Source organism: Chitinophaga chungangae, assembly GCF_017742215.1.
Taxonomy (GTDB): Bacteria; Bacteroidota; Bacteroidia; order Chitinophagales; family Chitinophagaceae; genus Chitinophaga; species Chitinophaga chungangae.
This window is the reverse complement of the sequence record NZ_JAGHKP010000003.1, coordinates 293,016-316,543: the sequence shown is the minus strand read 5'-3', so window position 1 is coordinate 316,543 and position 23,528 is coordinate 293,016. Positions and strand designations below refer to the sequence as shown.

At 53.7% G+C, this 23,528-nt stretch carries 19 protein-coding genes and 1 tRNA gene; 9 read left to right on the top strand and 11 right to left on the bottom strand.

Annotated elements, in window-relative coordinates; translation table 11 throughout:
• Positions 1 to 60: 60 nt before the first annotated feature.
• On the bottom strand, positions 61 to 1,536 hold the full coding sequence (gene proS, locus J7I43_RS15595) for a proline--tRNA ligase (protein WP_209146673.1): 1,476 nt from the start codon (positions 1,534 to 1,536) through the stop codon (positions 61 to 63).
• A gap of 323 nt (positions 1,537 to 1,859) precedes the next feature.
• Here proS and J7I43_RS15590 point away from each other — a divergent pair, with 323 nt between their 5' ends.
• Entirely contained in the window at positions 1,860 to 2,891 is a 1,032-nt protein-coding gene (locus J7I43_RS15590; RefSeq protein ID WP_209146671.1) for a hypothetical protein, read from the top strand.
• Between the two features lie 98 nt (positions 2,892 to 2,989).
• Complete coding sequence (locus tag J7I43_RS15585; protein WP_209146669.1) at positions 2,990 to 4,585, top strand: OmpP1/FadL family transporter; 1,596 nt, start codon at positions 2,990 to 2,992, stop codon at positions 4,583 to 4,585.
• A gap of 99 nt (positions 4,586 to 4,684) precedes the next feature.
• Here the strand turns inward: J7I43_RS15585 and J7I43_RS15580 are convergent, their stop codons facing one another.
• The 8 genes from J7I43_RS15580 to J7I43_RS15545 all read right to left on the bottom strand — a co-directional run bounded on the left by J7I43_RS15580 (position 4,685) and on the right by J7I43_RS15545 (position 13,751).
• Positions 4,685 to 5,905: a right-handed parallel beta-helix repeat-containing protein gene (locus tag J7I43_RS15580; RefSeq protein WP_209146667.1), complete on the bottom strand. Its 1,221-nt coding sequence runs from the start codon at positions 5,903 to 5,905 to the stop codon at positions 4,685 to 4,687.
• Between the two features lie 85 nt (positions 5,906 to 5,990).
• Entirely contained in the window at positions 5,991 to 6,353 is a 363-nt protein-coding gene (locus tag J7I43_RS15575) for a hypothetical protein (RefSeq protein WP_209146665.1), read from the bottom strand.
• Between the two features lie 36 nt (positions 6,354 to 6,389).
• On the bottom strand, positions 6,390 to 8,855 hold the full coding sequence (locus tag J7I43_RS15570; RefSeq protein WP_209146664.1) for an ABC transporter permease: 2,466 nt from the start codon (positions 8,853 to 8,855) through the stop codon (positions 6,390 to 6,392).
• Between the two features lie 145 nt (positions 8,856 to 9,000).
• Positions 9,001 to 9,906 carry a tRNA (adenosine(37)-N6)-dimethylallyltransferase MiaA gene (miaA, locus tag J7I43_RS15565; protein ID WP_209146662.1) on the bottom strand — a complete coding sequence of 302 codons (906 nt, stop codon included), beginning with the start codon at positions 9,904 to 9,906 and terminating at the stop codon, positions 9,001 to 9,003.
• Between the two features lie 83 nt (positions 9,907 to 9,989).
• Positions 9,990 to 10,565: a plasmid pRiA4b ORF-3 family protein gene (locus J7I43_RS15560; RefSeq protein WP_262898741.1), complete on the bottom strand. Its 576-nt coding sequence runs from the start codon at positions 10,563 to 10,565 to the stop codon at positions 9,990 to 9,992.
• A 35-nt stretch (positions 10,566 to 10,600) separates the two neighbouring features.
• Positions 10,601 to 12,019, bottom strand: a complete 1,419-nt coding sequence (locus J7I43_RS15555; protein ID WP_209146658.1) for a CCA tRNA nucleotidyltransferase — start codon at positions 12,017 to 12,019, stop codon at positions 10,601 to 10,603.
• Between the two features lie 32 nt (positions 12,020 to 12,051).
• Positions 12,052 to 12,624, bottom strand: coding sequence for an L-threonylcarbamoyladenylate synthase (locus tag J7I43_RS15550; RefSeq protein ID WP_209146656.1), 573 nt, complete (start codon positions 12,622 to 12,624; stop codon positions 12,052 to 12,054).
• Positions 12,621 to 13,751 carry a glycosyltransferase family 4 protein gene (locus J7I43_RS15545; protein WP_209146654.1) on the bottom strand — a complete coding sequence of 377 codons (1,131 nt, stop codon included), beginning with the start codon at positions 13,749 to 13,751 and terminating at the stop codon, positions 12,621 to 12,623. The genes J7I43_RS15550 and J7I43_RS15545 overlap by 4 nt, the downstream gene beginning before the upstream one ends.
• A 213-nt stretch (positions 13,752 to 13,964) precedes the next feature.
• Here J7I43_RS15545 and J7I43_RS15540 point away from each other — a divergent pair, with 213 nt between their 5' ends.
• From J7I43_RS15540 to J7I43_RS15510, 7 genes are all read left to right on the top strand, one after another.
• A complete protein-coding gene (locus J7I43_RS15540) occupies positions 13,965 to 14,150 on the top strand; it encodes a microviridin/marinostatin family tricyclic proteinase inhibitor (protein ID WP_209146652.1) in 186 nt (61 codons plus the stop codon).
• A 69-nt stretch (positions 14,151 to 14,219) separates the two neighbouring features.
• Positions 14,220 to 15,182, top strand: coding sequence for an MvdC/MvdD family ATP grasp protein (locus J7I43_RS15535; RefSeq protein WP_209146651.1), 963 nt, complete (start codon positions 14,220 to 14,222; stop codon positions 15,180 to 15,182).
• Positions 15,175 to 16,164, top strand: coding sequence for an MvdC/MvdD family ATP grasp protein (locus tag J7I43_RS15530; RefSeq protein WP_209146643.1), 990 nt, complete (start codon positions 15,175 to 15,177; stop codon positions 16,162 to 16,164). The genes J7I43_RS15535 and J7I43_RS15530 overlap by 8 nt, the downstream gene beginning before the upstream one ends.
• A 53-nt stretch (positions 16,165 to 16,217) precedes the next feature.
• A complete protein-coding gene (locus tag J7I43_RS15525; RefSeq protein ID WP_209146641.1) occupies positions 16,218 to 17,030 on the top strand; it encodes a 2,3,4,5-tetrahydropyridine-2,6-dicarboxylate N-succinyltransferase in 813 nt (270 codons plus the stop codon).
• A 128-nt stretch (positions 17,031 to 17,158) separates the two neighbouring features.
• Positions 17,159 to 17,242, top strand: a tRNA-Leu gene (locus J7I43_RS15520).
• A gap of 176 nt (positions 17,243 to 17,418) precedes the next feature.
• Entirely contained in the window at positions 17,419 to 17,913 is a 495-nt protein-coding gene (locus J7I43_RS15515) for a DUF2911 domain-containing protein (RefSeq protein WP_209146639.1), read from the top strand.
• Positions 17,914 to 18,440: 527 nt separating this feature from the next.
• Positions 18,441 to 20,324 (top strand): serine hydrolase domain-containing protein, encoded by a 1,884-nt coding sequence (locus J7I43_RS15510; RefSeq protein ID WP_209146638.1) that lies wholly within the window; start codon positions 18,441 to 18,443, stop codon positions 20,322 to 20,324.
• A gap of 273 nt (positions 20,325 to 20,597) precedes the next feature.
• On the opposite strand, the gene J7I43_RS15505 is transcribed toward J7I43_RS15510, so the two are convergent.
• Together J7I43_RS15505 and J7I43_RS15500 are read right to left on the bottom strand one after the other, a co-directional pair.
• A complete protein-coding gene (locus tag J7I43_RS15505; RefSeq protein WP_209146637.1) occupies positions 20,598 to 21,962 on the bottom strand; it encodes a TlpA family protein disulfide reductase in 1,365 nt (454 codons plus the stop codon).
• Positions 21,963 to 21,990: 28 nt separating this feature from the next.
• The gene (locus tag J7I43_RS15500) at positions 21,991 to 23,526 is read right to left on the bottom strand and encodes a PKD-like family lipoprotein (RefSeq protein WP_209146636.1); all 1,536 of its coding nucleotides are present in this window, start codon (positions 23,524 to 23,526) and stop codon (positions 21,991 to 21,993) included.
• Positions 23,527 to 23,528: the final 2 nt, after the last annotated feature.

Sequence of the window (23,528 nt, the reverse complement as noted above, 5' to 3'; positions counted from 1 at the left end):
AGCAGGAATATTATGTAACGGATGGCTTGCATCAACAGCTGATGGCTTAAATATGCTTGATTAATATGCTCTTGCAAACAATACCCTTTCCCTGGAAGGTTTGCCGGTAAGAACGCATTTGCCTTCTTCCTGCGGATTGTTCAGGGGAATACAGCGGATGGTGGCCTTGGTGCGTTCCTTGATGGCCGCTTCCGTTTCTTCGGTACCATCCCAGTGGGCGGAAATGAAGCCTCCTTTTTCGTCCAGCAGTTTTTCGAATTCTTCCCAGGTATCGGCGCGGGTGATGTGCGCTTCGCGGTACGTTTTGGCTTTGTTGTACATTCCCTGCTGTATTTCCTCCAGCAACGCGATAATGTGCTGCGAGATGCCCTCGAGCGATACGCTGGATTTGGTCTTATCGTCCCTGCGGGCTACTTCGGCCACGTTGTTCTCCAGGTCGCGGGCGCCGATGGCGAGGCGTACGGGCACGCCTTTCATTTCATATTCCGCGAATTTCCAGCCGGGGCGGGAATTGTCGGAATCGTCGTATTTCACCCGGATGCCCGCGGCTTTCAGCTCTTTAACGATGCTTTGCACTTTTTCGTCTATCAGTCCTTTCTGATCGTTGCCTTTGTAGATGGGCACGATCACCACCTGCAGGGGCGCGATGCGGGGGGGAAGGATAAGCCCGTCGTCGTCGCTGTGCGCCATTACGAGCGCGCCCACGAGGCGGGTGGAAACGCCCCAGGAAGTGGCCCATACGTATTCGAGTTTGTTCTCTTTGTTGGAGAACTGCACGTCGAACGCTTTGGCGAAATTCTGGCCGAGGAAGTGGGAGGTGCCGGCCTGGAGGGCCTTCCCGTCCTGCATCAGCGCTTCGATGCAGTAGGTGTCTACCGCACCGGCGAAACGCTCGGAGGGCGATTTGACGCCTTTGATCACGGGCAATGCCATGTAATTTTCCACGAAATCGGCATACACGTCCAGCATCTGTTTGGTTTCGGCTATGGCCTCTTCCGCGGTGGCGTGGGCGGTATGCCCTTCCTGCCAGAGGAATTCGGCGGTACGGAGGAACAGGCGGGTACGCATTTCCCAGCGTACCACGTTGGCCCATTGGTTAATGAGAAGGGGCAGGTCGCGGTAAGACTGGATCCAGTCCTTGTAAGTATTCCAGATGATCGTTTCTGAAGTAGGGCGAACGATCAGTTCTTCTTCGAGTTTGGCTTCGGGGTCTACCACCACACCGCCGCCGTTGGGATCGTTTTTGAGGCGGTAGTGGGTCACCACGGCGCATTCTTTGGCGAAACCTTCCACGTGGGCGGCTTCTTTGCTGAGGAAGCTTTTAGGGATAAAAAGGGGGAAATACGCGTTCTGATGGCCAGTTTCCTTGAATTTGGCGTCCAGCACGTCGCGCATGTTTTCCCAGAGGGCAAAACCGTAGGGTTTGATCACCATGCATCCCCGCACGGCAGAATAGTCGGCCAGGCCGCCTTTCAGAACAAGGTCATTGTACCATTGCGCATAATCCTGTGACCGGCTAGTAATCTCTTTACTCATATTATACTTTTTCTTTTTCCGTTTCCCGGGGAGAAAGCGGAATTTTCAATTACCTGCAAAACAAGCATTTAGCGGGCTGCGGTTTCCGTTCATCCGTTACAGTTGCCATTCACCAGAAACCCTTTATTTACAGGGGTTCCGGCACAATTTATTGGCGTAATATTTGTTCTATATTTAACGGAAACTTCACAAACCTACGTTGAAAACAGCAAACACCTCTCAACCGGGTGTGCGAAGATAATAAAACGCTTTGTGGTGTAACCCTTTACCGATAAATTTCGTTTAAATTGAGTAAATTTACATTGTTAATCAAATATCATCAGATGAAACCTATGATATATAGTGCAGTAGCCGCGCTGCTTGTGTTCAGCAGCTGTTCTACCGCATATCAGACCGCACAGACGCCGGATGATGTTTACCACTCTCCGGTAACGCAAAGAACAGTGTATGCCAGCAACACAGCCAGAAATGCGCAATCTGCATCCAATGTGGAGGAAACGTATGACGACGAAGGCAACACCTATGTGACCTATGAGGACGAAGATGACGAGCGCTACGACTATGCGCGCCGCATCGACCGCTTCAGCAGGGGCTATTCCGGCAATTACTGGGACGGCTATTATTTCGACAGCTTTTACGGCACCCCTTACAGCAGCTTCTATGGAGGCGGCTTCGGCTATCCTTATATCGGCTCGTACTGGGGCCCTTCCCTGACCATCGGTCTGGGCTGGGGCGGCGGCTGGGGTTACAATCCCTGGCGCTACAACGGCTGGTACAGCCCGTATTATAGCGGCTGGTACGGCGGCCATGGCTGGTATGGCAGCGGTTGGTACGGCGGAGGCTGGTACGGAGGCTACCCCGGCGGTTATTATCCCGGCGGATGGCATGGCGGCGGCGGTTATTATACCCGTCCCTCCAATTCCTACGGCCCGCGCGGCTCGTCCAACTCACGCGTGTTCAACAGGGCCACAAACGGCAATTACACTACGCCGAGGCCCAATACCAGCGGTTCAATGCCCCGCAGGAGCTTCAACAGCAACACGACCGAAGTGCCGGCAGGCAATTACAACGGCCGCGTGAATAATGCCAACAACAGCAATTCTCCGAGAAGGATATTCCAGCGTTCCGCTACCGAGCGCCCGACGTCTCAGCCAAGCACGAGACCGAGCACCAGGCCCAGCAACAGCAGGCCGCAGCCCGAACGCTCCAGCAGAACTTACGAGCGCACCTACGAAAGGAGCACTCCCCAACGTTCAGAACCTGTTTACAGAGCACCCGAACCGCAGAGAAGCGCACCCAGCAGCTCACCGTCAAGCACTCCGACAAGAACTTACCGCCCCCGTGGCGGCAGGTAATGCCATATACTTATCAGTCACGTATTATCAATACATAATACGTGACTGATAATTCTTATATTTGTCCCGCACTTTATTTTTTCACCAGACTTTTTAAGATGAATAAAAGAATCGCATTTCTTTTGATAGCCACAGGTATATCCGCCAGTGTAGCAGCGCAGGATGAAGGGGATGCCTTGCGGTACAGCCGCCTCACCACCGGAGGGACGGCCCGCACACAGGCTATCGGCGGCGCGGCAGGTTCGCTGGGAGGCGATATTACCGCTACCCACGTCAATCCCGCCGGTCTTGGTTTTTTCAAAACAAGTGAAGTGAACGTTTCACCGGGTTTTTACTTCCGCAGCAACAGCTACAATTATATCGGCACGGCTACGGACGCGGATAAAAGCGGCGCCATGCTCAACAATGTCGGCATCGTTTTCGGGATACCCACCCGCCGCAACCCGAACTCACCCTGGAAAAACTTCGCTTTTTCGCTGGATTACAACCGCCTGGCAAGTTTTAATAACAGGACATCCATTGCCGGCCTGAACGAAACCACCAGCTATTCCGACAAATGGGTGGAATCGCTGAACGCAGGCGGCCCCGTTCCCTCAGGCGACGCTTCCGCGCAGTTCCCGCTCGGCGCCAGCCTTGGTTACAATACCTACCTGCTGAATTTCGACAACGATCCGGCTGCAAATAAATATTACACCGTGGTCAATCCTACCACCGGCGGCGTTTACCAGCAGGACCTTGTGAAGGAAAAAGGCGGGCTGGACGAATTTTCCCTCGGTTTCGGCGGCAACTACAACGAACAGCTCTACATCGGCGTTTCCGTCAACTTCCCGACCATTCACTACGAACGCAACAGAACGTTCGCGGAAGATGATAATTCCGGCGACGCGGACAACGATTTTTCCTTTTTCGAACATACCGAGAACCTGACCACCGACGCGGTGGGCTTCAACTCCAAGCTGGGCATCATTTATGCGCCCATGCCGAGCCTGCGCCTGGGTATCGCTTATCACACCCCCACCTGGTACAACATGAGGGATGCGTCTACGGCCTACCTGGCGGTGAATACGGAAAACCTGCCCATCGGTAATCCCCCGGTTGTACCGCCCGCCACCGATGGCTCAGACATTCAACGTTATCAGAATACGGAAGAGCTCACCGACGGTTTCCCCGTAGAATACGAATACAGCCTTCGCACGCCTTCCCGCGCACTCGCCAGCGTGTCTTACATTTTCGGCACCAACGCCGACGTAAAACAGCAACATGGCTTCGTGACCGCCGACGTGGAATACGTGAACTATGGCGGCACGCAGTTCAAATACAATAAAGGCGCCGCGGAAGACCAGGCGATCGCCAACCAGCTGAACAACGTGATCGAGAACGCCTACAAAGGCGCTGTGAACATGCGTTTGGGCGGCGAACTGAAGTTCAACGTATTCGCGGTAAGAGCAGGTTTTGCTTATTATGGTAATCCTTACAACTCCGATTATTCCGACGTGGACGCCAGCATGAAAAAGATCAGCGGCGGCGTTGGTTACCGCAACAGGGGTTTCTTTGCAGACCTCACTTATGTGCATACCCTGCAGAAAGATCTCTACACGCCTTACACGCTCGCCGATTCCCCGGTACCGGTGCACACCGCATCTGCCGACCTGAGCGGCGGCAATGTGGTGCTGACCGTCGGGCTGAAGTTCTGATCATATAAATTCCGCATACGAAAAAGGAAGGACAGTTTTTTGTCCTTCCTTTTTTATTCGGATAACAAAACAGTGTGGACTAAGTTCAGGCGGAGGCGGTCATTTCGTTTCAAAAGCCCCGATGGCTCTCTGGCCCCGGAAATCGTTCCCCGCGTGGTCTTTTGGGGGATAAGGTGACGGAAAACCTGCGCGGGCGGCGGGACTACGCGCATCGATCGAAAAATCTTCCTTCCCGGGACCGGCGAATAAAGGATCTTTCCCCGTCAATCCTCCTGTTTCTTTCACGGGCAACTGCGGGCCTTGCCAGGCATTGTTCCCCGTGTGAAACCACAGGTTATTGGAAAAAATAAAACTTTCCGGCGCAGTGCCGGCGCCGATGCTGCAAACGGTGCGCAGCTGCTCGTCGAAACAAACGATGTTATTACGGAAAACGTTGTCGCGGCATTTGACGAAACGCGCGGTATCCCTGTTTTCCTGCAGGATGCGGATGACCCACCTGGTGGGTTTGTAAATGGTATTGTTCACCACTTCTGAGCGAATACAGCCTACAAAAGCCACCGGCACTTCAGACCCGATAAAAACATTGCCGCTCACTTTCAGGTCCGCCGCTTCCCACGCGGCATCCGCCGGCCTGAAAAACGCTTCCCCCGTGCTGCCGCCCAGGTTCAACGCCCTGCTGCCGGCGTTTTTGAACTTACAGGCTTCTATATTGATGTGGCTGCTTCCTCCTTTCATCTGCACCGCATTGGCGCCCATATTTTCAAAGCGGCAACCGCGAAGGAGGCTATTGTGACACCCCACCATATCGATGCCGCTGCCGCCGGGCGAGCCGTTTAAAAAAATGCAGTCTTCGATGAGAAGGTCGTCCGCGCCGGAGAGTTTCAACAGGTCGTTGTTGCCGGTAGCGGCCATGTCGCGGAAAATGCAGTGGCGCAGAACGATGTGATGCGCGGGAGACGCATACGTGCCGCCGTCGTCGAAATTGAGGCCGTTGCCCGTTTGACGGGCGAATACCATTCCTTCGATGCGCAGGTAAGCCACGTCGCTGCCTTTCCACGCGCTGATGCCGCCTTCAAACGTTACGCCGCCCCTTTTTTCCGCAAGAATACAGATCCATTTGCGGGGCGCGCCCCGCAAGCCCTGTAAAGACTGATCTCCGGGATAAACGCCGTTGTGCACCAGGATGGTATCTCCCGGAGCGGCAGCTTTGGCGGCGCCGGAAACGCTCGTATAACGCTGCCCATGGCCGGTATGCAGCACCGTTGCGCGCAGGGGGCCGTGCAGGAAAAAAAGGAGCGATAGCAGGACGGGCAGACGCATAGGCCGGGTATTTGTTTAAAAGTAGGGGAAAATTCAGGCAATAAAAAACCCGCTCAAAAGATCGGGTTTCAATATGGTAAGTTCATTACGACCTTGACAGGAAATTGCCCGGCAGGCGCAGCCCTCTTTCGTCGGCCAGCACCTTTTCCATCGCTTTTTGCAGGCCTTTCGGAACAGCATTTTTTTCTTCCTCCGTCAATGGCTGCAGTATCTCGTGAAAATCATCCTCATCGTCGTAGTACCCGAAATACAGGCAGTATTTGTCGCTGCCGTACATTCTCAGGGAGATCTCGTTATCGTCTTCCAGCGTGTGCATGGTGATAACGGCCCATTGTTCCTCGTCGTTGTAATCGTGGCGGATATCGAAAGCGTCTTTGCTGAGCGTTTCAGCCAGCAGTTTTTCGACCATTTCACCGGCGTGTTTCTTTACAAAGTCTTCGTAATTCATAAACAGTTTTCTTGTGGGCCGAAGTTAATGAATCGTTCATTCATTACGCAGACTTTTCACCGGGTTTACGAGCGAAGCTTTCAGGCTTTGTATGCCGGTGGCCAGCACGGCAAGGCACATCAGCGCCAGCGGCGGCAGCACAAAAATGTACCAGCTGAGCGGAATGTGGAACGCAAAATTGCCCAGCCATTGACCGGCAAAAAAATACACCGCCGGGCAGGCTATCAACGCCGCTATCAGCGTGAGTTTCACGAAATCTTTCGAAAAAAGGTACACAATGCCCTGCGAAGTGGCGCCCAGCACCCGGCGGATGCCGATCTCCTTGGTGCGCAGCTTGATGTTGTAGGTGCTCAGCCCGATCAGGCCAAGGCAGGCCACAAAAATCGCGAGCCCGGTAAAAAAGCCGAATATTTTGCCGAAACGCTGGTCTGACAGGTATTGCCGGTTAAAATAATCGTCGAGGAAAAAACTTTCGAATGCGTTGCCGGGAAACAGCGCTTTAAAACGATCTTCGATAAAAGGCAGCACCGTGGCGGCATCCGCCGTTTTTAGCCGTACCGAATAATAGTTCCAGGGGCTGATGCTGTTGTAATAATAGAGGATCGGGCTCATTTTATCTTTCAGCGAGCGCTGGTGATAATCCTTCACTACCCCGACGATCTCCCCGGTAATATCCCCGAACCACGACGCGAATATGATCCGGTTGCCCAATGCGCTTTCGTTGTCGCGGAAACCGAGCCGTTTTGCCAGCGTTTCGTTCACCAGCACTTTGCCCTGCCTGGCTTCAAAGATATTCGCCGCCCGTTCTCCCATGAGGTTATGACCGGCGGCCAGCGGTATCTGGTAGGTAGGAAGAAAATCATGGTCGATTTCCTGGAGGTTAGTGATAAAATTCTGCGCTTTCTCCTGCCCTTCGTTGCGTATCGAGTTATTAGCGAAGATGCGTTTGCCGGGGATTTCGGAAGACGGCGCCATGGCCGTTACCGAAGGGTTTTGCGCCAGCTGCGTTTTCAGCAGCGCCGTTTTTGACTGGAACGTGGAATCCGTAACGGCCGGGGCTTTTACGACCAGCAGCTGTTCCTGGTTGTAACCAAGATCCTGGTTGCGCATGTACGAAAGTTGTTTGTACACTGTTACGGTGCCGGCAATGAGCACGATCGACATCGTGAATTGAAACCCGACCAAAACCTTGCGGAGCGGCACGCTTCCTTTGGCCAGCTGTATTTTTCCTTTCAGTACGGTAATGGGTTTGTAAGCGGAAAGGGCCAATGCCGGGAATGCGCCTACCTGCAATGCGCCCAGCACAAATACGGCGAGGCAGCCCGCCCACAGCGACCAATGGCCCCACATGCCCGCATGCGCGAACGTGGCGGAGATCTGTTTGCCGGTAAAGGCGTCAAAAAACGGCGTGGCGGCCACAACCAGCAACGCGGAAAACAGAAGCGCAAAGAAGTTGATGATAAAAGCTTCCAGGATGAACTGCAGGGCGAGCTGCACGCGCGTGGCGCCGATCACTTTGCGGAGGCCTACTTCCCGTGCGCGTTCCATCGATTTGGCCGTGCTCAGGTTGATGTAGTTGATCCAGGCGATAACGAGCAGGAAAACACCGAGGATGATCATAAAATTGACGGTCCTTTCGTTGCCGCTCACTTCCGGCTCGTTGGTGAATCCGGAGCGGAGGTGAATGTCTGTTACCGGTTGAAGATGAAAGTGGGAGCGGAAGTTCAGCTCTTTCATTTTCGCGCCGAGATGTTGATCGATGAAAGCGGGAAAACGCGCGGCGACCTTCGCGGGATCGGCGCCGGGCCTGAGCTGCACGTAATTGTAAAATTCTGGCCAGCCCCATTCATTCAAACCGAAATCTTTATCGATGATGCTTAAGGGGATCAGGATATTGAACCGGACATGCGAGTTTTCCGGCACGTCTTTCAGCACCGCGGTAACCTTCAGCGGGCGGCCGTTCACTTCCAGTACTTTCGATATCGGGTCTTCGTCGCCAAAATATTTCCGCGCGATGGACGAAGTGATCACGATGCTGTTGGGGTCTTGCAAGGCGGTGGCCGCGTTGCCCGCTGAGAACGGGAAAGAGAACATTTCCAGGAAAGAAGGATCGGCGAAATAACTTTCCGGCTCAATAAACCGTTTAACGTTGCCCTTCGCGTCTGTGTAAGACAAGGTGCTGGTTTTCACAAAAACACCCGAACGCACCAGCCTGGCCGCGTTTTCCACTTCGGGGAATTCGGCCATCATAGCCGGGCCTACGGCCGGGTGGTTGGAAGCCAGCGGCTTGCCGCCGCCAAAACTTCCCGTGTAAGATATGGGCACCCTGTACAGCCGGTCGTGCCGGTCGTGAAACTGGTCATAACTTCTTTCGAACCAGGTATACTGGAAAATAAAAAAGCAGGCCGTCATGCCGATGGCAAGCCCCACCACATTGATCAGCGCATAGGTTTTATTTTTCCATACATTCCGGAAAGCGGTCTTTAGATAGTTGCGGATCATACAGGATAAGTTGATTAGAATTGCGGAAATAACGAGGACTGAGGACGCAATTTTTTTGCCATACTGACGTGCTTTTCTATTCACTTACTTTATATAGTGCGTAAATTTTAAATTTGTTCGTAACCGGACAGGTGAACGTTCATTTTTATGCTTTGAGCGACCGGAGCACGGCGGCTTCAAGGGCATCGCCTTCCCGCGCATCGAACCATTGCATACCGGCGTCTCGGCGGAACCAGGTGAGCTGGCGTTTGGCGTATTGGCGGGTGTGGGTTTTGATGGCGTCTATGGCCTGGGGCAGGGTTTGTTTGCCGTCGAAATAATCGAATATCTCGGCGTAACCTACGGTCTGCAGGGCGTTGTGGTCACGGAAAACCTGCACGCTGCGCACTTCTTCCACCAGGCCGGTTTCCATCATTTTATCGACGCGGCGGTGGATGTTTTCGTGCAGCAGTTCTTTGGGCAGCTGCAATCCTACCTTGATCACGTTAAAATCCCTTTGCTGTCTCGCGCCCGAGCGGAAATCGGCGATAGAGCGGCCCGTGGCCTCGAATATTTCCAGCGCGCGCAGCAGCCGGTGAGGGTTGTGGATCTCCGCCTGCGCGTAGAACGCGGGATCTTTCTCCCGCAGCGTTTCCTGCAGCCATGGCAACCCTTTTTCCTCGTATTGCCGCCGCAGCTGCTGCCGCAGGGCTTCCGGCACGGGGGGCATTTCGTCCATCCCTTCCAGGAAAGCGCGGATGTACAAGCCGGTGCCGCCCGTTACGACGGCGAAGGGTTGGCGCGAAAATATCTCGTCTGCATACCGCAGCGCAAGCTGCCCGTACATGGCGGCATTCACTTCTTCGGCAATGGAATGGGAATTGATAAAATAGTGGGGAACGGCCTGCAGCTCGGTTTCATCGGGCTTAGCGGTACCGATGCTCAGTTCGCGGTAACACTGGCGGGAATCGGCGGAAATGATCTCCGTTCCCAGCTTTTCGGCGAGGCGTATAGCCATGGCCGTTTTGCCTACAGCGGTAGGCCCGGCAAGTACCACAACCGTATTTTTCATATGAAAAGCCTTTGCCGGTATGGCGCAGGCTGTTGGTGCTTTTTTGTTGTAAATACGCGCGGGAAAGCCCCCCGGCGGGGCTTTTAAAACATGTTCTCGTCTTCGCCGCCGGCTTCTTCCATGCCGTCGTCTTCACCTTCCGTTTCTTCTCCTTCTTCGCCAAAGCCGTCTTCAGACATGCCTTCGCGGTTCAGATCATATTTTTCTTCCATTTCCACGAGTTTATCGCCGATGAGGCCTTTGGTGCCGTACTGGCTGGGCGCGAGCCCTTCTTTGCGCACGCAGGCGGGATAGCTGAGCTTGGTATTCTCGTCTTTCGCCACACCGATCAGCTCCACCAGGAATGTCCAGTTTTTGGCGTAATCGTAGAGATAGATGAATTTCTGGTTCGGGTCTCTCACCATGGCGCCGATGGGCGTTTCGGTCATCAGCAGGGGCTCGGCTTTGCGGGGCTCGCTGTCTTTTTCCAGGAGTATTTCCCGGCCGCGCTGCCAGTTATCGTTGCTACGGAAAAAAGTCGCCTTGTGCTTGGAATCAAACTCATAAGCGGTTAATATGGCTTGATGGAACTGCAAAAAATTCTGGGTAGGCTTTACCGCAATGTCTCTGTAGACACTCTCATCTTCCTCCCAGTAAACTCTGAACTTCAATACCGGCATATGAATTACATTAAGCGTATGGCAAAAATACCAAATTATTTAACAGGGGTCAAGTCAAGTTCTCTTGCTTTCCTTAGCATAAATTCGTATGCCGCCTCAAAGGTGTTGGATATTTCCCCGTCGAGAATGGCCTCGCGGATGGCGTTTTTGAGGTCTCCCACTACCCTTCCGGGCTTAAGATCGAACGTTTCCATGATCATTTCGCCGGTAATGGGCGGCTGCCAGTTGCGGATGCGGTCGTTTTCCTCCACTTCCTTCAGGCGCTCGCGCACCAGCTCGAAATTCTCGAGGTAACGTTTCACCTTGGCCTTGTTTTTGGACGTGATGTCCGCGTCGCAAAGCATCATCAGCGCTTCGAGGTCTTCGCCGGCGTCGAACAGCAGCCGGCGTATAGCCGAATCCGTTATATTCTCCTTCGTCAGGCTGATCGGCCGCAGATGCAGCTCCACCAGCTTTTTTACGAAACGCATGCTTTCGTGCTGCGGCAGTTTGAGGCGCGCGAAAATACGCGGCACCATTTTCCCGCCCACTGCATCATGACCGTGAAACGTCCATCCATGGCCTTCTTCGAACCGTTTGGTGGCGGGCTTGCCGATGTCGTGCAGCAGCGCGGCCCAGCGCAGCCAGAGGTCGCGGGTATGCCGGGAAATATTGTCGACCACCTGCAGGGTGTGGTAAAAATTGTCTTTATGCCCCTTTCCTTCCACCATTTCAACACCAACAAGATCCGTCATCTGCGGGAAAATGATCTTCATGAGCCCGGCTTTGTACAGCAGATCGAGGCCGATGGAGGGTTTGGAGGAAAGCATGATCTTGTTGAACTCGTCCGTGATCCTTTCCTGGGTGATGATCTTAATGCGTTCCGCATTGTCTTTGATGGCCTGGAACGTTTCGGGATGGAGCTCAAAATGCAGCTGCGAAGCGAAACGGATGCCGCGCATCATGCGCAGCGGATCGTCGCTGAAGGTGCGCTCGGGATCGAGCGGGGTGCGGATGATCTTGTTTTCCAGGTCTTCCAGCCCGTTAAAGGGATCGAGCAGCGAACCGTAATCGGCTTCGTTGAGACTGATTGCCAGTGCGTTGATGGTAAAATCGCGGCGCAGCTGATCGTCTTCCAGCGTACCGGGCGCCACTTCGGGATTGCGGCTGTTTTCGGTATAACTTTCGCGCCTTGCGCCTACAAATTCGATCTCAACGTCTTTATACTTTATCTGCGCGGTGCCATAGGTTTTGAAATAGTTCACTTTGATGGCGGGGTCCAGCAATGCGGCCACGCGGTGCGCGAGGGCAATGCCGTCGCCCACGCAAACGATGTCCATATCTTTTGTGCTGCGGCTCAGCAGTTTATCCCGCACGAAACCGCCGATGAGGTAACAGGGAACGCCAATCTGGCGCGCCGCTTCCGCCACGCGTTTGAACAATTCCTTTTCCCGTGCCGTACAGGGAATCTGCATATGCTTTTTAGTGGTTTAGGGCGCAAAAGTACTCAATTACGGATGATTTCCAGTGCTCCATCTTTGCCGATGCGCACAATACGCGAAGGTTGGGCGCGCGTTCCGTCCTGCTGGCGGTGCTTCACGGTATAATCCACGCCGCTCCGGATGGCGTCGCTCACTTCAGCGAACAACGCGGGCGAAGGCTCGCCGCTGATGTTGGCGGAAGTAGATACCAGCGGCTTCCGCAACCGTTTGATGAGATGCCGGCAAAATGTGTCCTGCACGATGCGGATGGCGATGGACCCGTCCTGGTTCACCACGCCGGGCGCCAGGTGCAGTGCGCCTTCGTAGATAACGGTAGTGGGCCGGTCGAACGCCAGGAGGGTTTGCTCGATGTCTGGCGGCGGATGCGCGAGGTACCGCACGAGGTCTTTCGCATCGGCCATGAGTATCACGAGGCTTTTGGCTTCGCTGCGCTGTTTGAGGGAATAGATGCGTTTTACGGCCGCTTCGTCCGTCGCGTCGCAGCCGAGGCCCCAGATGGTATCTGTCGGGTACAGGATAATGCCGCTATTGCGCAGTACGGCGAGGCTTTGGGTGATATCGTCTTCGAAAGCGGTCATGTTGCAATAGTTTGATACACGTTCATCACGGAGGCGGCGCATTTGTCCAGCGTAAACTGCTGCGCGTGCAAAAAGCCTTTCTGCTGCATGTCTGCCCGCAGCACTTCGTCGCCCGTTACTTTTTCCATCGCCTCGGCGATGGAAGCGGGCTGCAGTGGATCTACGTACAGCACGGCATTGCCGCCGGTTTCCGCGAAGCAGGAGCCCATGGAGGTGATCACGGGCGTGCGGCTCCACAGGGCTTCGAGGATGGGGATGCCGAAACCTTCGAACAGGGAAGGATACAACAGCGCCACCGCGCCCTGGTAAAGCGCCGGCAGGTCGGCAAAAGCGAATTTATGGGTTTCGTTGAGCCAGATCACCCGCTGGTCCAGCCCTTCTTTGCGGAGGTATTCCTTTACTTCCTTTTTATACCCGCGGCCGTCGCCGAGCACTACCAAAGGCAGGTCCAGCTTACCTTTCAGGGCGCGCATGGCCTGCGCGATGCCCATCAGGTTCTTCCGTTCTATCACGGAGCCCACATAAAGGAAATAATCGGGGGGCAGGTTGTATCGTTTTTTCATGGCGGCCACATCGTCTGCGGCGTGCTGCTGCCCGAACGAAGGGTCGCAGCCCTGGTAACACACGCTGATGCGTTCTTCCGGCACGCGGTAAAACCCGATGAGGTCGGCTTTGGTCTGTTCGCTGATGGCGATCACACGGCTGGCCTCGCGGCAGGCATACACGGCCTTGCGGCGGTAGGTGTATACGTCGATGGGATTGTATTGTTTCGGGTAACGCTCGAAGATCAGGTCGTGCATGGTAACGGTGCTGGCCACGCCGCTTTTGTGGATGCCGAAAGGCAGTTCGGCGCTGAGCCCGTGATATACGCCTATACGATGCTGCTGCAGGTCTTTCACCACCCAGCGGCTGCGCCATACCGGTTTAAGCCAGCGATGGTGGGGCTTTTGGGGCAGAATGGTGCTCATTCCGCCGGCAGGCCTGAACAACGGCTTGAGTTTGGGCGCGAACAGGAAATAATGATGCTGGGGATAATACTCCGCCAGCGAATTGACCAGCGTGCGGCTGTAATTGCCCAGGCCCGTGCGGTTCTGAAAAGCCCGCTTGGCGTCGAAACCGATGTTCAAAGCAAAGAGTTTGTTCTGGCGGCAAAATACTGAATTTGATTTTTTTCTTTCCTTTAAAAATGCTAATTTAATTGTCCGCTTATTAAACCCGGGAACTTTAGCAACGGACATTTTCTACTGCATTCATCGATTTTCAACAAATTAATACGGTATGCAGCCCGATGAAAGTGTAACCATATTTCTTCCATTAAACCACTAAAAACATTAACAGGTATGAAGCCCAATGAAAAGGTACTGACGCCGTTTTTTGCGCAATTCCTGGAATCCCAGCAGAAAACCGCACTCACAAAACAACAACAGCAGGCACTCGAAAATAACTGGACCAGCAAGCTGTCCGACGTTCCCGATCAGACGCATAAATACCCCTCCGACGGGGATGAGGAATGGTGGCTGCTGTAACTCCACCCGCATTCGTTCATCATTGCAAGCAATGGCCACGGCCGTTGCTTGTTTTTATTTGCCAGCTTCATGATTCTTTGCATAACGCATTCGCAGGATACATACACCATCGACCTGGTGCAGCAGCAATTGCAGCAGTTCGGGCACACCGCTTTCCGATTTAATTCAGACGAATTTGGCAGCCGTTACCGCCTCCGGTACCGCCTTACGCCTTCCGGCCCCCAGTACCAGCTGCAATGCGGCAGCCAGGTGATAGACGCCCGCGACATAACGGGCGTTTGGTACCGCAAGCTCTGGGCCTTGCAGGTGCCGCCTTCGCTGGACCCGGCCTATGTGCCGGCTTTTCTCAAAGAATACAACACTTCCCTCCATATTTTCCTCGATGCGCTCGACGTGCCCTGGATCAACCGGATAGACCTCGACCATGCCGTGGGCGGCAACAAACTGCTGCAGCTTTCCGCGGCGCAGGCTTCGGGCATGCGGGTGCCGCAAACGCTTTTCAGCAATCATGCCGAAGACGCCATCCGGTTTTACGACGACCACCAGGGCGACGTGGTGGTAAAACTGCACGGCGCATTGTCCAAAACCATGGAGGGCCGCGGCGACTTCTTCCCCACCACGCGGCTGCGCAAGGAAGACGTGCCCATGCTGGAATCGCTTTCCGCCTGCCCCATGATACTGCAGGAGTATATCCCCAAAGACCGCGAGCTGCGGATCGTGTATATAGATGGCGATTTTTACACCGGCAGCCTGCGCGCGCCCGAGCATACGGACTGGCGCATGGCCAGCACCACGCTCATCCAGTGGGAGGCCTTTCAGCTTCCCAGGCATATCGAAGACAAGATCGACGAGATGATGCGCCTGCTGGGCCTGCAATTCGGCGCCATCGACATGATCCTCCAGCCGGACGGGGAATACGTGTTCCTCGAGGTGAACCCCCAGGGCGAATGGGGCATGCTCGAAAAATATCTCGGGTTCCCCATAGCGGCCACTATCGCGGAAAAACTCGTCAACCGCATCAATAATGAGTAAAGTATTGATCATCACCCATACGGCAGACAACGAGGCCGTTACTTCCGTTATACAACATATCAAAGCCCTGGGCGGGGAAAGCGTCCGGTTCGACGTGGACCGTTACCCGCTGGCCTGCCGCCTCACCACGCAATATTCCGGCGGGCGCTGGCAGTTGTGGGTGGAAGACGAACAGGACGCGCACTCCCTCAGCGACATAACGGCCGTATGGTACCGCAGGAGCTACAACATCGGGAAAGGGCTGGAAAACGTGCTGGACAAAGAATTTCTGCCTTCGTCCATCGGCGAGGTGCGGCGCACGCTGTTCGGCATGCTGGAAGGGCTGCCCTGTTTCCAGCTGGAGCGTTACAGCGTGTACCGCCGGCTGGACAGCAAGGAAGAACAGCTGCGGATAGCGGCGGATTGCGGGCTGGAGATACCCGCCACCTGCATCACCAATTCCCCCGCCCGGCTGAAAGCCTTTATGGAAGCCACCGGCAGGCCCATCGTCGCAAAAATGCAAAGCTCCTTCGCCATTTACCGTGAAGGGCGCGAGCACGTCGTGTTTACCAGCGAAATTAACGACAGTCACCTCGAACAGCTGCAGCAGCTCGCTTATTGCCCCATGACCTTCCAGGAAAAGCTGCCGAAGGCGCTGGAGCTGCGGGTAACGGTGGTGGGGAAAGAAATATTCGCTTTTTCGATCGACAGTCAGCAGCTGCCCGATGCGCAGACCGACTGGCGTAAGGAAGGCGCGGCGCTGGTGGAAGACTGGCGGCCGTATGAGCTGCCGGAGAAGGTGAAGGCAGGCCTTTTGCAGATGATGGACATTTACGGGCTGAATTACGGCGCTATCGACCTGGTGCTGACGCCGGAGGGGAAATATTATTTCCTGGAGGTGAATGCGGCGGGGGAATTTTTCTGGCTGGACAAGCTTTGCGGCTATGCGATCTCCCGGCATTTGGCGGCCGTATTGCTGCAACAGGCAGAAAGAAGAGAATAGGACGAACAACTGTGCGGTATTATATTATTTTTGCGGAAATTAATTTTTAGACAATGGACGTACAGCAACAAATACTGGCTGCGTGGAATGACCGCAGCCTGTTACAGCAAACACAGTATTCGGATGCCGTGAGAGCAGTGATAGAAGCGGTGGACAAGGGGAAGCTCCGCGTGGCTGAGCCGGGTGAGAACGGATGGAAAGTGAACGAATGGGTAAAACAGGCCATCCTGATGTATTTCACGATACAGCCGATGGAAACGATGGAGCTGCCTCCGTTCGAGTTCCACGACAAAATGAAGCTCAAAACCAACTATAAAGAGCTGGGCGTGCGCGTGGTGCCTCACGCGGTAGCCCGTTACGGCGCGTTTATCGCCAAAGGCGCGATCCTGATGCCTTCTTATGTAAATATCGGGGCATATGTAGACGAAGGCACGATGGTAGATACCTGGGCGACCGTAGGTTCCTGCGCGCAGATCGGCAAACACGTGCACCTGAGCGGCGGCGTGGGCATCGGCGGCGTACTGGAGCCGCTGCAGGCCAGCCCGGTGATCGTTGAAGACGGGGTGTTCGTTGGCTCCCGCTGCATTGTGGTAGAAGGCGTGCATGTTGAAAAAGAAGCGGTGCTGGGCGCGAACGTGGTGCTTACACAATCCACCAAGATCATCGACGTAAGCGGCCCCGAGCCGATCGAGTATAAAGGCCGCGTGCCGGCGCGCAGCGTGGTGATACCGGGTACTTACACGAAGAAGTTCCCGGCGGGCGAATACCAGGTATCCTGCGCCCTGATCATCGGTCAGCGTAAAGCCAGCACCGACCTGAAAACAAGCCTGAACGACACGCTGCGCGAGTTCAACATTGCGGTGTAAATATTATTTTTGATGATATACGAAAGCCGTGCGATGCGCGGCTTTCTTTTTTTGCTCAAAAAAGTGCGGCGGGAATTTGGAAATAATGAGAAAGTGCGTACCTTTGCCATCCCTTAACACGGAAAGATGCCCAGATGGCGAAATTGGTAGACGCACTGTGTTCAGGTCGCAGCGCCGGCAACGGTGTGCTGGTTCGAATCCAGTTCTGGGCACCTTAGTGGAGAAATCGAAATTTATATCGGTTTCTCCATTTTTATTTTCGCTGAACCCCTTATCCAGTGTCTATATCAACTCAACGGCTTTGTTCACCCGAGTGGTTCGAAGGCCATATTCCTTAGCCAAATACGGAAAAAGCATTAAATTTGATTTTAATAAATCAACTCCGCATATGAAAAAAATCCTTTTGTTAGCAGCAATTATAGTTATTAGCAATAGTGCCTTTTCTCAGTCTGTTGAAAGCCCCAGGATTACGGCTGAAGGCAAAAATGTAAAAATAAGTTACGGCCAACCTTCGAAACGCGATCGCATAATATTCGGGAGACTTGTACCTTATGGAGAAGTTTGGCGTACGGGGGCTAATGGAGCAACAGAAATCACCTTTACAAAGAACGCTATTTTCGGCGGAAAACCTGTAAAGGCGGGTACTTATACCCTATTTACCATTCCCGGCGAAAAAAAATGGATGTTTATTTTAAACAGTGAATTAGGTCAATGGGGTGCTTTCAAATACAACGAGATCAAAGGCAAGGATGTGTTGCAAGTAACGGTCCCCGCGTCCTCCGTTAAAGGCACGGCCGTAGAAAAATTAACTATTACACTGCCTTCTAATAAGCTGGTACTCGAATGGGACAAGACAAGAGTGGAAGTACCTGTGAGATCTTAATGGAAATTGTAGGAGGCCTTTGTTCTTTTACTCCATAAAATCGCCCTAGTCGGCCTTGTGTTCGCATTGTATCGGCCTTGAATCGGCCTTGCACGGCCTTTAATCCGTCATGCCCGCTTCACCATGGCCCTGCCCTCGCCTTTATCGGCCATTATCGTTATACCTGCAATTAGAAAAACTCCCGGACATCATCTTCCGGCAACTCCACGAGTTCACAAAACTCTGTGACCGTCACATATTGCCCTGGCGCTTTTTTAATATCGCGCGCAACTTCTGCATCAGCTCGCTGGCAGACCGGTGGACTTTGCCGAGGATGTTCCGTATATCCTTGGCGGTGATCACCAGCCTAAAGCTGTGGCAACATCTTCCTACATAAGGCAGCCGGTCGGGACCTAAACCCCCATCCGCGTATTTCAAAGCAATAGCTTCCCGGTTCGAATCCGCGTGCCTTTCTTCTCCCCACCAGAAAATTTCCATTATGGAAAATCCCCACCCCTGCATCCCCTATTGCAACCAAAAGTTCCATTATGAAAACTATCCGCCGGGTATTTGGCACCTGCCTGTTTTCCGTATTTGTCCTTAACGGTATGGCCCAAACGAATTCCGGCTATACCCGCCAGGGGATCGATTCTCTTCTGCAGGCACTGGAAACAACCATCCGGGAAAACCACATGCCCGGCCTGATGATCTCCATCGTCACCAAAGATTCGATCTTATATTCCGGTGGTATCGGCTTCGCCGACATTGAGAAGAAAGTCAAAGTAAACGGCGCCACATTATTCCATCTCGCATCTATCACCAAAACCTTTACGGCGCTGGGTATTCAGAAACTGGTGTCCGAAGGAAAGCTTAAATTGAACGACCCCATTGCGGCCATTGCGCCGGAAATACCTTTTGAGAACAAATGGGAAAAAGCACACCCGGTACGCGTTATCCACCTGCTCGAACATACTGCGGGGTTCGACGATGTTCATCTCAACAATATGGTCAATACTTCCGGCAAACCAAGACAGGGCATTGAAGCCATCAGCTTTGTGAAAAATTCCCTGCGGTCGAGATGGAAGCCCGGCGAAAAATTCTCGTATGCCAGTCCCGGGTACGAAGTGCTCGGCTATATTATTCAAAAACTTTCCGGCCGGCCATGGAACGAATACATCGCCGGCGAGGTATTCCGCCCGCTCGGAATGGCGCATACAGGTTATGATCTCGACGGGAAAGAGAAAGAAAACTATGCTACCGGTTATTATCATGATGACGGCCGCTTCGTTCCGTTCCCGTTTTACATGCCCGGCGGCAATGGCGCCGCGAGTGCGCTGGTATCCGGGGCGGATGATATGGCCGTGTTTCTCCGTCACCTGTTGAACGGCTGGAAGATGGATTCCATTCATTGGTTACCCGAAAGTTACCTGGCCGACATGGAAACCATTCATAGTACGCTCGCCGCCAAACATGGCCTGCAAACGGGCTATTCACCCGGCTTCGATCTGTTCCCCAACAACAAAAAGGTTACTTTTCGCGGGCACAATGGCAAAGGCGAAGGTTTCGGCTCGTGGATATTCTACAACCGGGAAGCCGGCATCGGTTACGCTATTTCCAATAATGGCGGTCAAATCCTTTGGCCTGTATCCGTTCTGATCGAACGGTTTCTTACACAGCCATTCGAAAAACCAGTGCTTCCGGAATCGCAGGAAGATCTTTCACACCTCGCATCGTTCACGGGCTACTACAAGTTCACCAATCCCCGCTCCGAAATGTGGAGCTTCCATGAACAGATATTCAAAGGCGTTCAGCTGTCATTTGCAGGCAACCAACTCGTGGTAAGATCCGGCCGGGGAAATACCGACACTTTGCTGCACGCGGGGGGAATGCTCTTCAGGGCGAAAGGAGACATCATTCCGGCTTATGTGCTGGGGAAAGACGAAGACGGACGGCCGTTCTTCCAGGGGCGGGGAAACGAGTTCTACAGCCAATCAGACAGGTGGCCGGTGGTCGTACAGCAGGTATTGATATATGGAGGAATCTTAGCGATGCTGGTTTCCCTGTTGTTATTGCCGGTCCTTCTCCTGCTGGCGGCATTCAAAAAACTGTCTTGGAAAATTCTCCCGGCCGCATTATTTCCCGCCCTGGCTGTAGGCTCCATCTTTCTTGCCTATCGAAAGCTCAGTGTAACCGATGCGATCGACAAGGCTATATTTACTTCGGTCAACGCTACTACGCTCACCATATTCCTGGGCTCGGCCGCATTTGGGCTATTCACGCTGTGCGGCGCACTGTTTTTATTCAGGAAATGGAATCGGATAAACAGCAAATGGCTGAAGGGAATATTTGCTGCCAATATTCTTCTCCTCTGCTATATGACGGGGCTGCTGCTCTATCATGGCTGGATTGGCGTAAGGGTTTGGGCGCTTTAACCGTCAACCAATACATTCTGGTCCCGAACAAGCCCTTCCTTTGTTCACTAAAAACACGATGGCCGCTTCAGAAGGAGCGTCCATCGTTTACGGTTATTTCAATTTTTTCCTGACGTCGTCCAGCGTGACATTCTCAGCCACCACAACCCCGTTCGCATCAAGCAGGAACATCCCACCTCCCGCCGGTCAGGCCTGATTATAAATTCCACTCTCCCCAACAAAAAAAGGACCGCCCAACGGCAGCCCCTTTCAATAATGGTTGGTTTATCAATATTACTTCTTCACTTCGCTTTCCAGCAGCAGCTTCAGCTCTTTATTCGAAGGCCTCGGCGCATCCGTGGAAACGATGTTGCCCTGTTTGTCGAATACCATAAAACGCGGGATTCCCTTGATGTTGTAGAACTTCGCGATATCGCTCCAGCCGCTGGCGAAAAGCTGCACGCCGCCCAGCTCTTCGGATTTTATGAAGTCTTTCCATTTCTGGTGGTCTTTCAGCTCGTCTACAGACACGCTGAGGAACAGTACGTCCTGCCCGTGCATCTCTTTCTCCAGTTTTTTCAGATGCGGGATCTCTCCTTTGCAGGGGCCGCACCAGGTAGCCCAAACGTCTACCAGCACTACCTTTCCTTTGAAATCGCTGAGGGAAACGTTTTTACCGTTCGCGTCGGGATAGGTGAAATTCACGGCTTTGCCGCCGGCGGCGGTAGCTTTTTTGGCCAGCTCGGTCTCGAAGGCTTTGGCGCGGATAGACTGGTCGCGGGTGAGGATGTATTTGCCATAATCCTTGCTCATATCCGTGTAGCCCAGGTACGTTTTGAGGCCGGCGGCATGCTGCAGCACCACTTCCCCTTTCAGCGTATCGTTCTCCACGCCTTTGAGGCGCGCTTCCAGGCTGTAATCGCGGGGATCGCCGTGCCCCATGCGCGCAGGCAGCGCCTGTATGGTGCGCATCATGCGCATGCCCTGCGGATAACGCAGCAGGCGTGTGTCTGCCGTGAAGTACGACGGGTTAATGCCTTTCAAATAAGCGGTATAATCCGCCGCAGAAGGATGCACGGAACGCGGCGTGCTCAGCAGTTCACTGGCGCAGAACAGCAGGTCCATTTCCCGGTATACGGCAAATTCCGCGTCGAATGTTTTATTGCCGGTGGAAGGATATTTAGTTTGCCGCACCTGCGCATGGATCTTTTCCAGCAAGGGGAAAAAATCTACGTACGTGCTGCGGCTCATGCTGAAATAAATACCCTTCCTTTCCAGCGGCAGCACGGTGTTGTGCCATTTTTCCACGGCCTGGTTCTCGGGCGAGTTCTGACCGGTAAGCACGTAAGTAGTGTCCACCACTTTCAGGTTCAGCTGGTCTTTTTTTCTGAAATAAAAGGTGTATTTGTCTTGCGGCGTAAACGTGCTGCCGGTGCCGATCACGTAAAAACCTTCACGTTCGGGCTTGAAATAAAAGCCGAATGCTGAATCCGTTCCGGGTTTGGACGCGGCCACTTCTTCGAGCCTTCCATGCTCTATGCGATAGAGCTTTACATTGCCGTCATGACGGCGCAGCCATTCACCAGACACCGTTACCTGCGCATGCAGGAATGCGGGCAGGCTCAACAGGGCCACCAGGCAGAGTTGCAGTTTTTTCATTTCGTAAGCGTTCAATTTGGTTAATACGTCAATAACTGTTCAGATAAGTGTAATTGTTGATAGACGGGGCAATGTAGATCACGTCGCCCACGCTTCCCTCCCCTTCCAGCACAAAATCAGGGTTGGCATTCAGGTTGCCGGAGCTTTTCCGGAACGCGCGGACTTTATATTGACCGCCGCTCTCGGTGCCGATGAGCATGTAGTTGAAATAATACGGCAGCTCCAAAGTAGCGGAGCCGGCGTACTTACGATGCCGGATAAACGTTACCGTTTCGCCGGCAGGCACGGTGAATTGCAGCTGCTCGGCACCGTTGGCCAGGTTCCTGGACCATATTTCATTGCCCACGGAAAAATACAGGATGCTCTCATCCGCCACGATCAAGCCGTAACGCTGCGCCTGGTATAGCTTTTCAGCTGCGTCCAGCGTGTCGTTCACGAGCTTTAGCACATAATTTTCGGGGGTGATGGTGGACAGGATCTTCAGCCCCGCGTCCGTCTTGTCCCGGAAAAGCGCAATGCCGGTGTACGGGTTGGTAGCTCTTACACCCATGAACAAAAGCGCTTTGTTATTGTGGTTGGCGGGCATTTCGGAGCCGGCAGCATCCGTCACGGAAGACAATACCGATCCTGTACCGGTGGCAGATACGAAGGAGCAGCTCGTTTCGTCGAAAAAGAAAGGATTCCCGGAATAATAGGTCAGGAAATAATCGGAAAGGCGGTAAGGAGAATTGTTGTCGTCCCGCAGCTGTACACCACCGAACATGCCTACGTTGGCAGACATGGAGTAAATGCTGTGCAAATGCCCGTCGTTCACCAGGTAATTCGCCGAAGAACCTTCGCTGATGCTGCCGGGGCGTTTTACGGCGGGCGTTTCGTAGAACAGCGAGCTGAACCCGCGGATCTCTTTGAACGTGTTCAGGTTCACCACGCTCACATCTTTATCTGACAGGATGAACAGCCCTTTGGTATTGGCCATCATGCCGGTAACGTCGGATTTGTAATTGGTGTAATAACCGAAAAGGCGCGCGGAACCGTCCAGTTTGCGGCCATTCACAAGAGAGAACACGTTCTCCATTTTATCGCTGCCCGGCGCAATGCCAGACGGCGTGAGAAAGAGATCAACATCCGTTTGCCCGCCGCTGTGTTTCATCACGTACCAGCCGCGGGTGAATTGGGTGATCACGTTTACCCTGGCGGTCACGATCTTGCTGACGCCGGTATGCAGGTTCTTTGCGCCGAATACGAGCACCCAGCCTTTGGCGGGCTGTGTCACCAGGTAATCCAGCGCTTTGGTGCGGCCGATCGTATCTACCTTCGGTGCGCTGCCCTGTACGTTGGTTTCATAAATGCCCCACCAGCAGGAAAATTCCGCCTGCGGATCGGATGAGCTTACCTGCGGGTCCAGCGTAATGCGGTCTACCAGCGATACTTTGTCGTAATCGCTGTTGATGCCGGTAACGGTGATCTGCTCGGCCAGATCGTATTCGTAGTTGCCATGGTCTTTGTAGCAGGCGTTGAGCAGCAGCATGCAGCAGGCGGCCAGGCTTTGGTATGTGCGTTTCATGG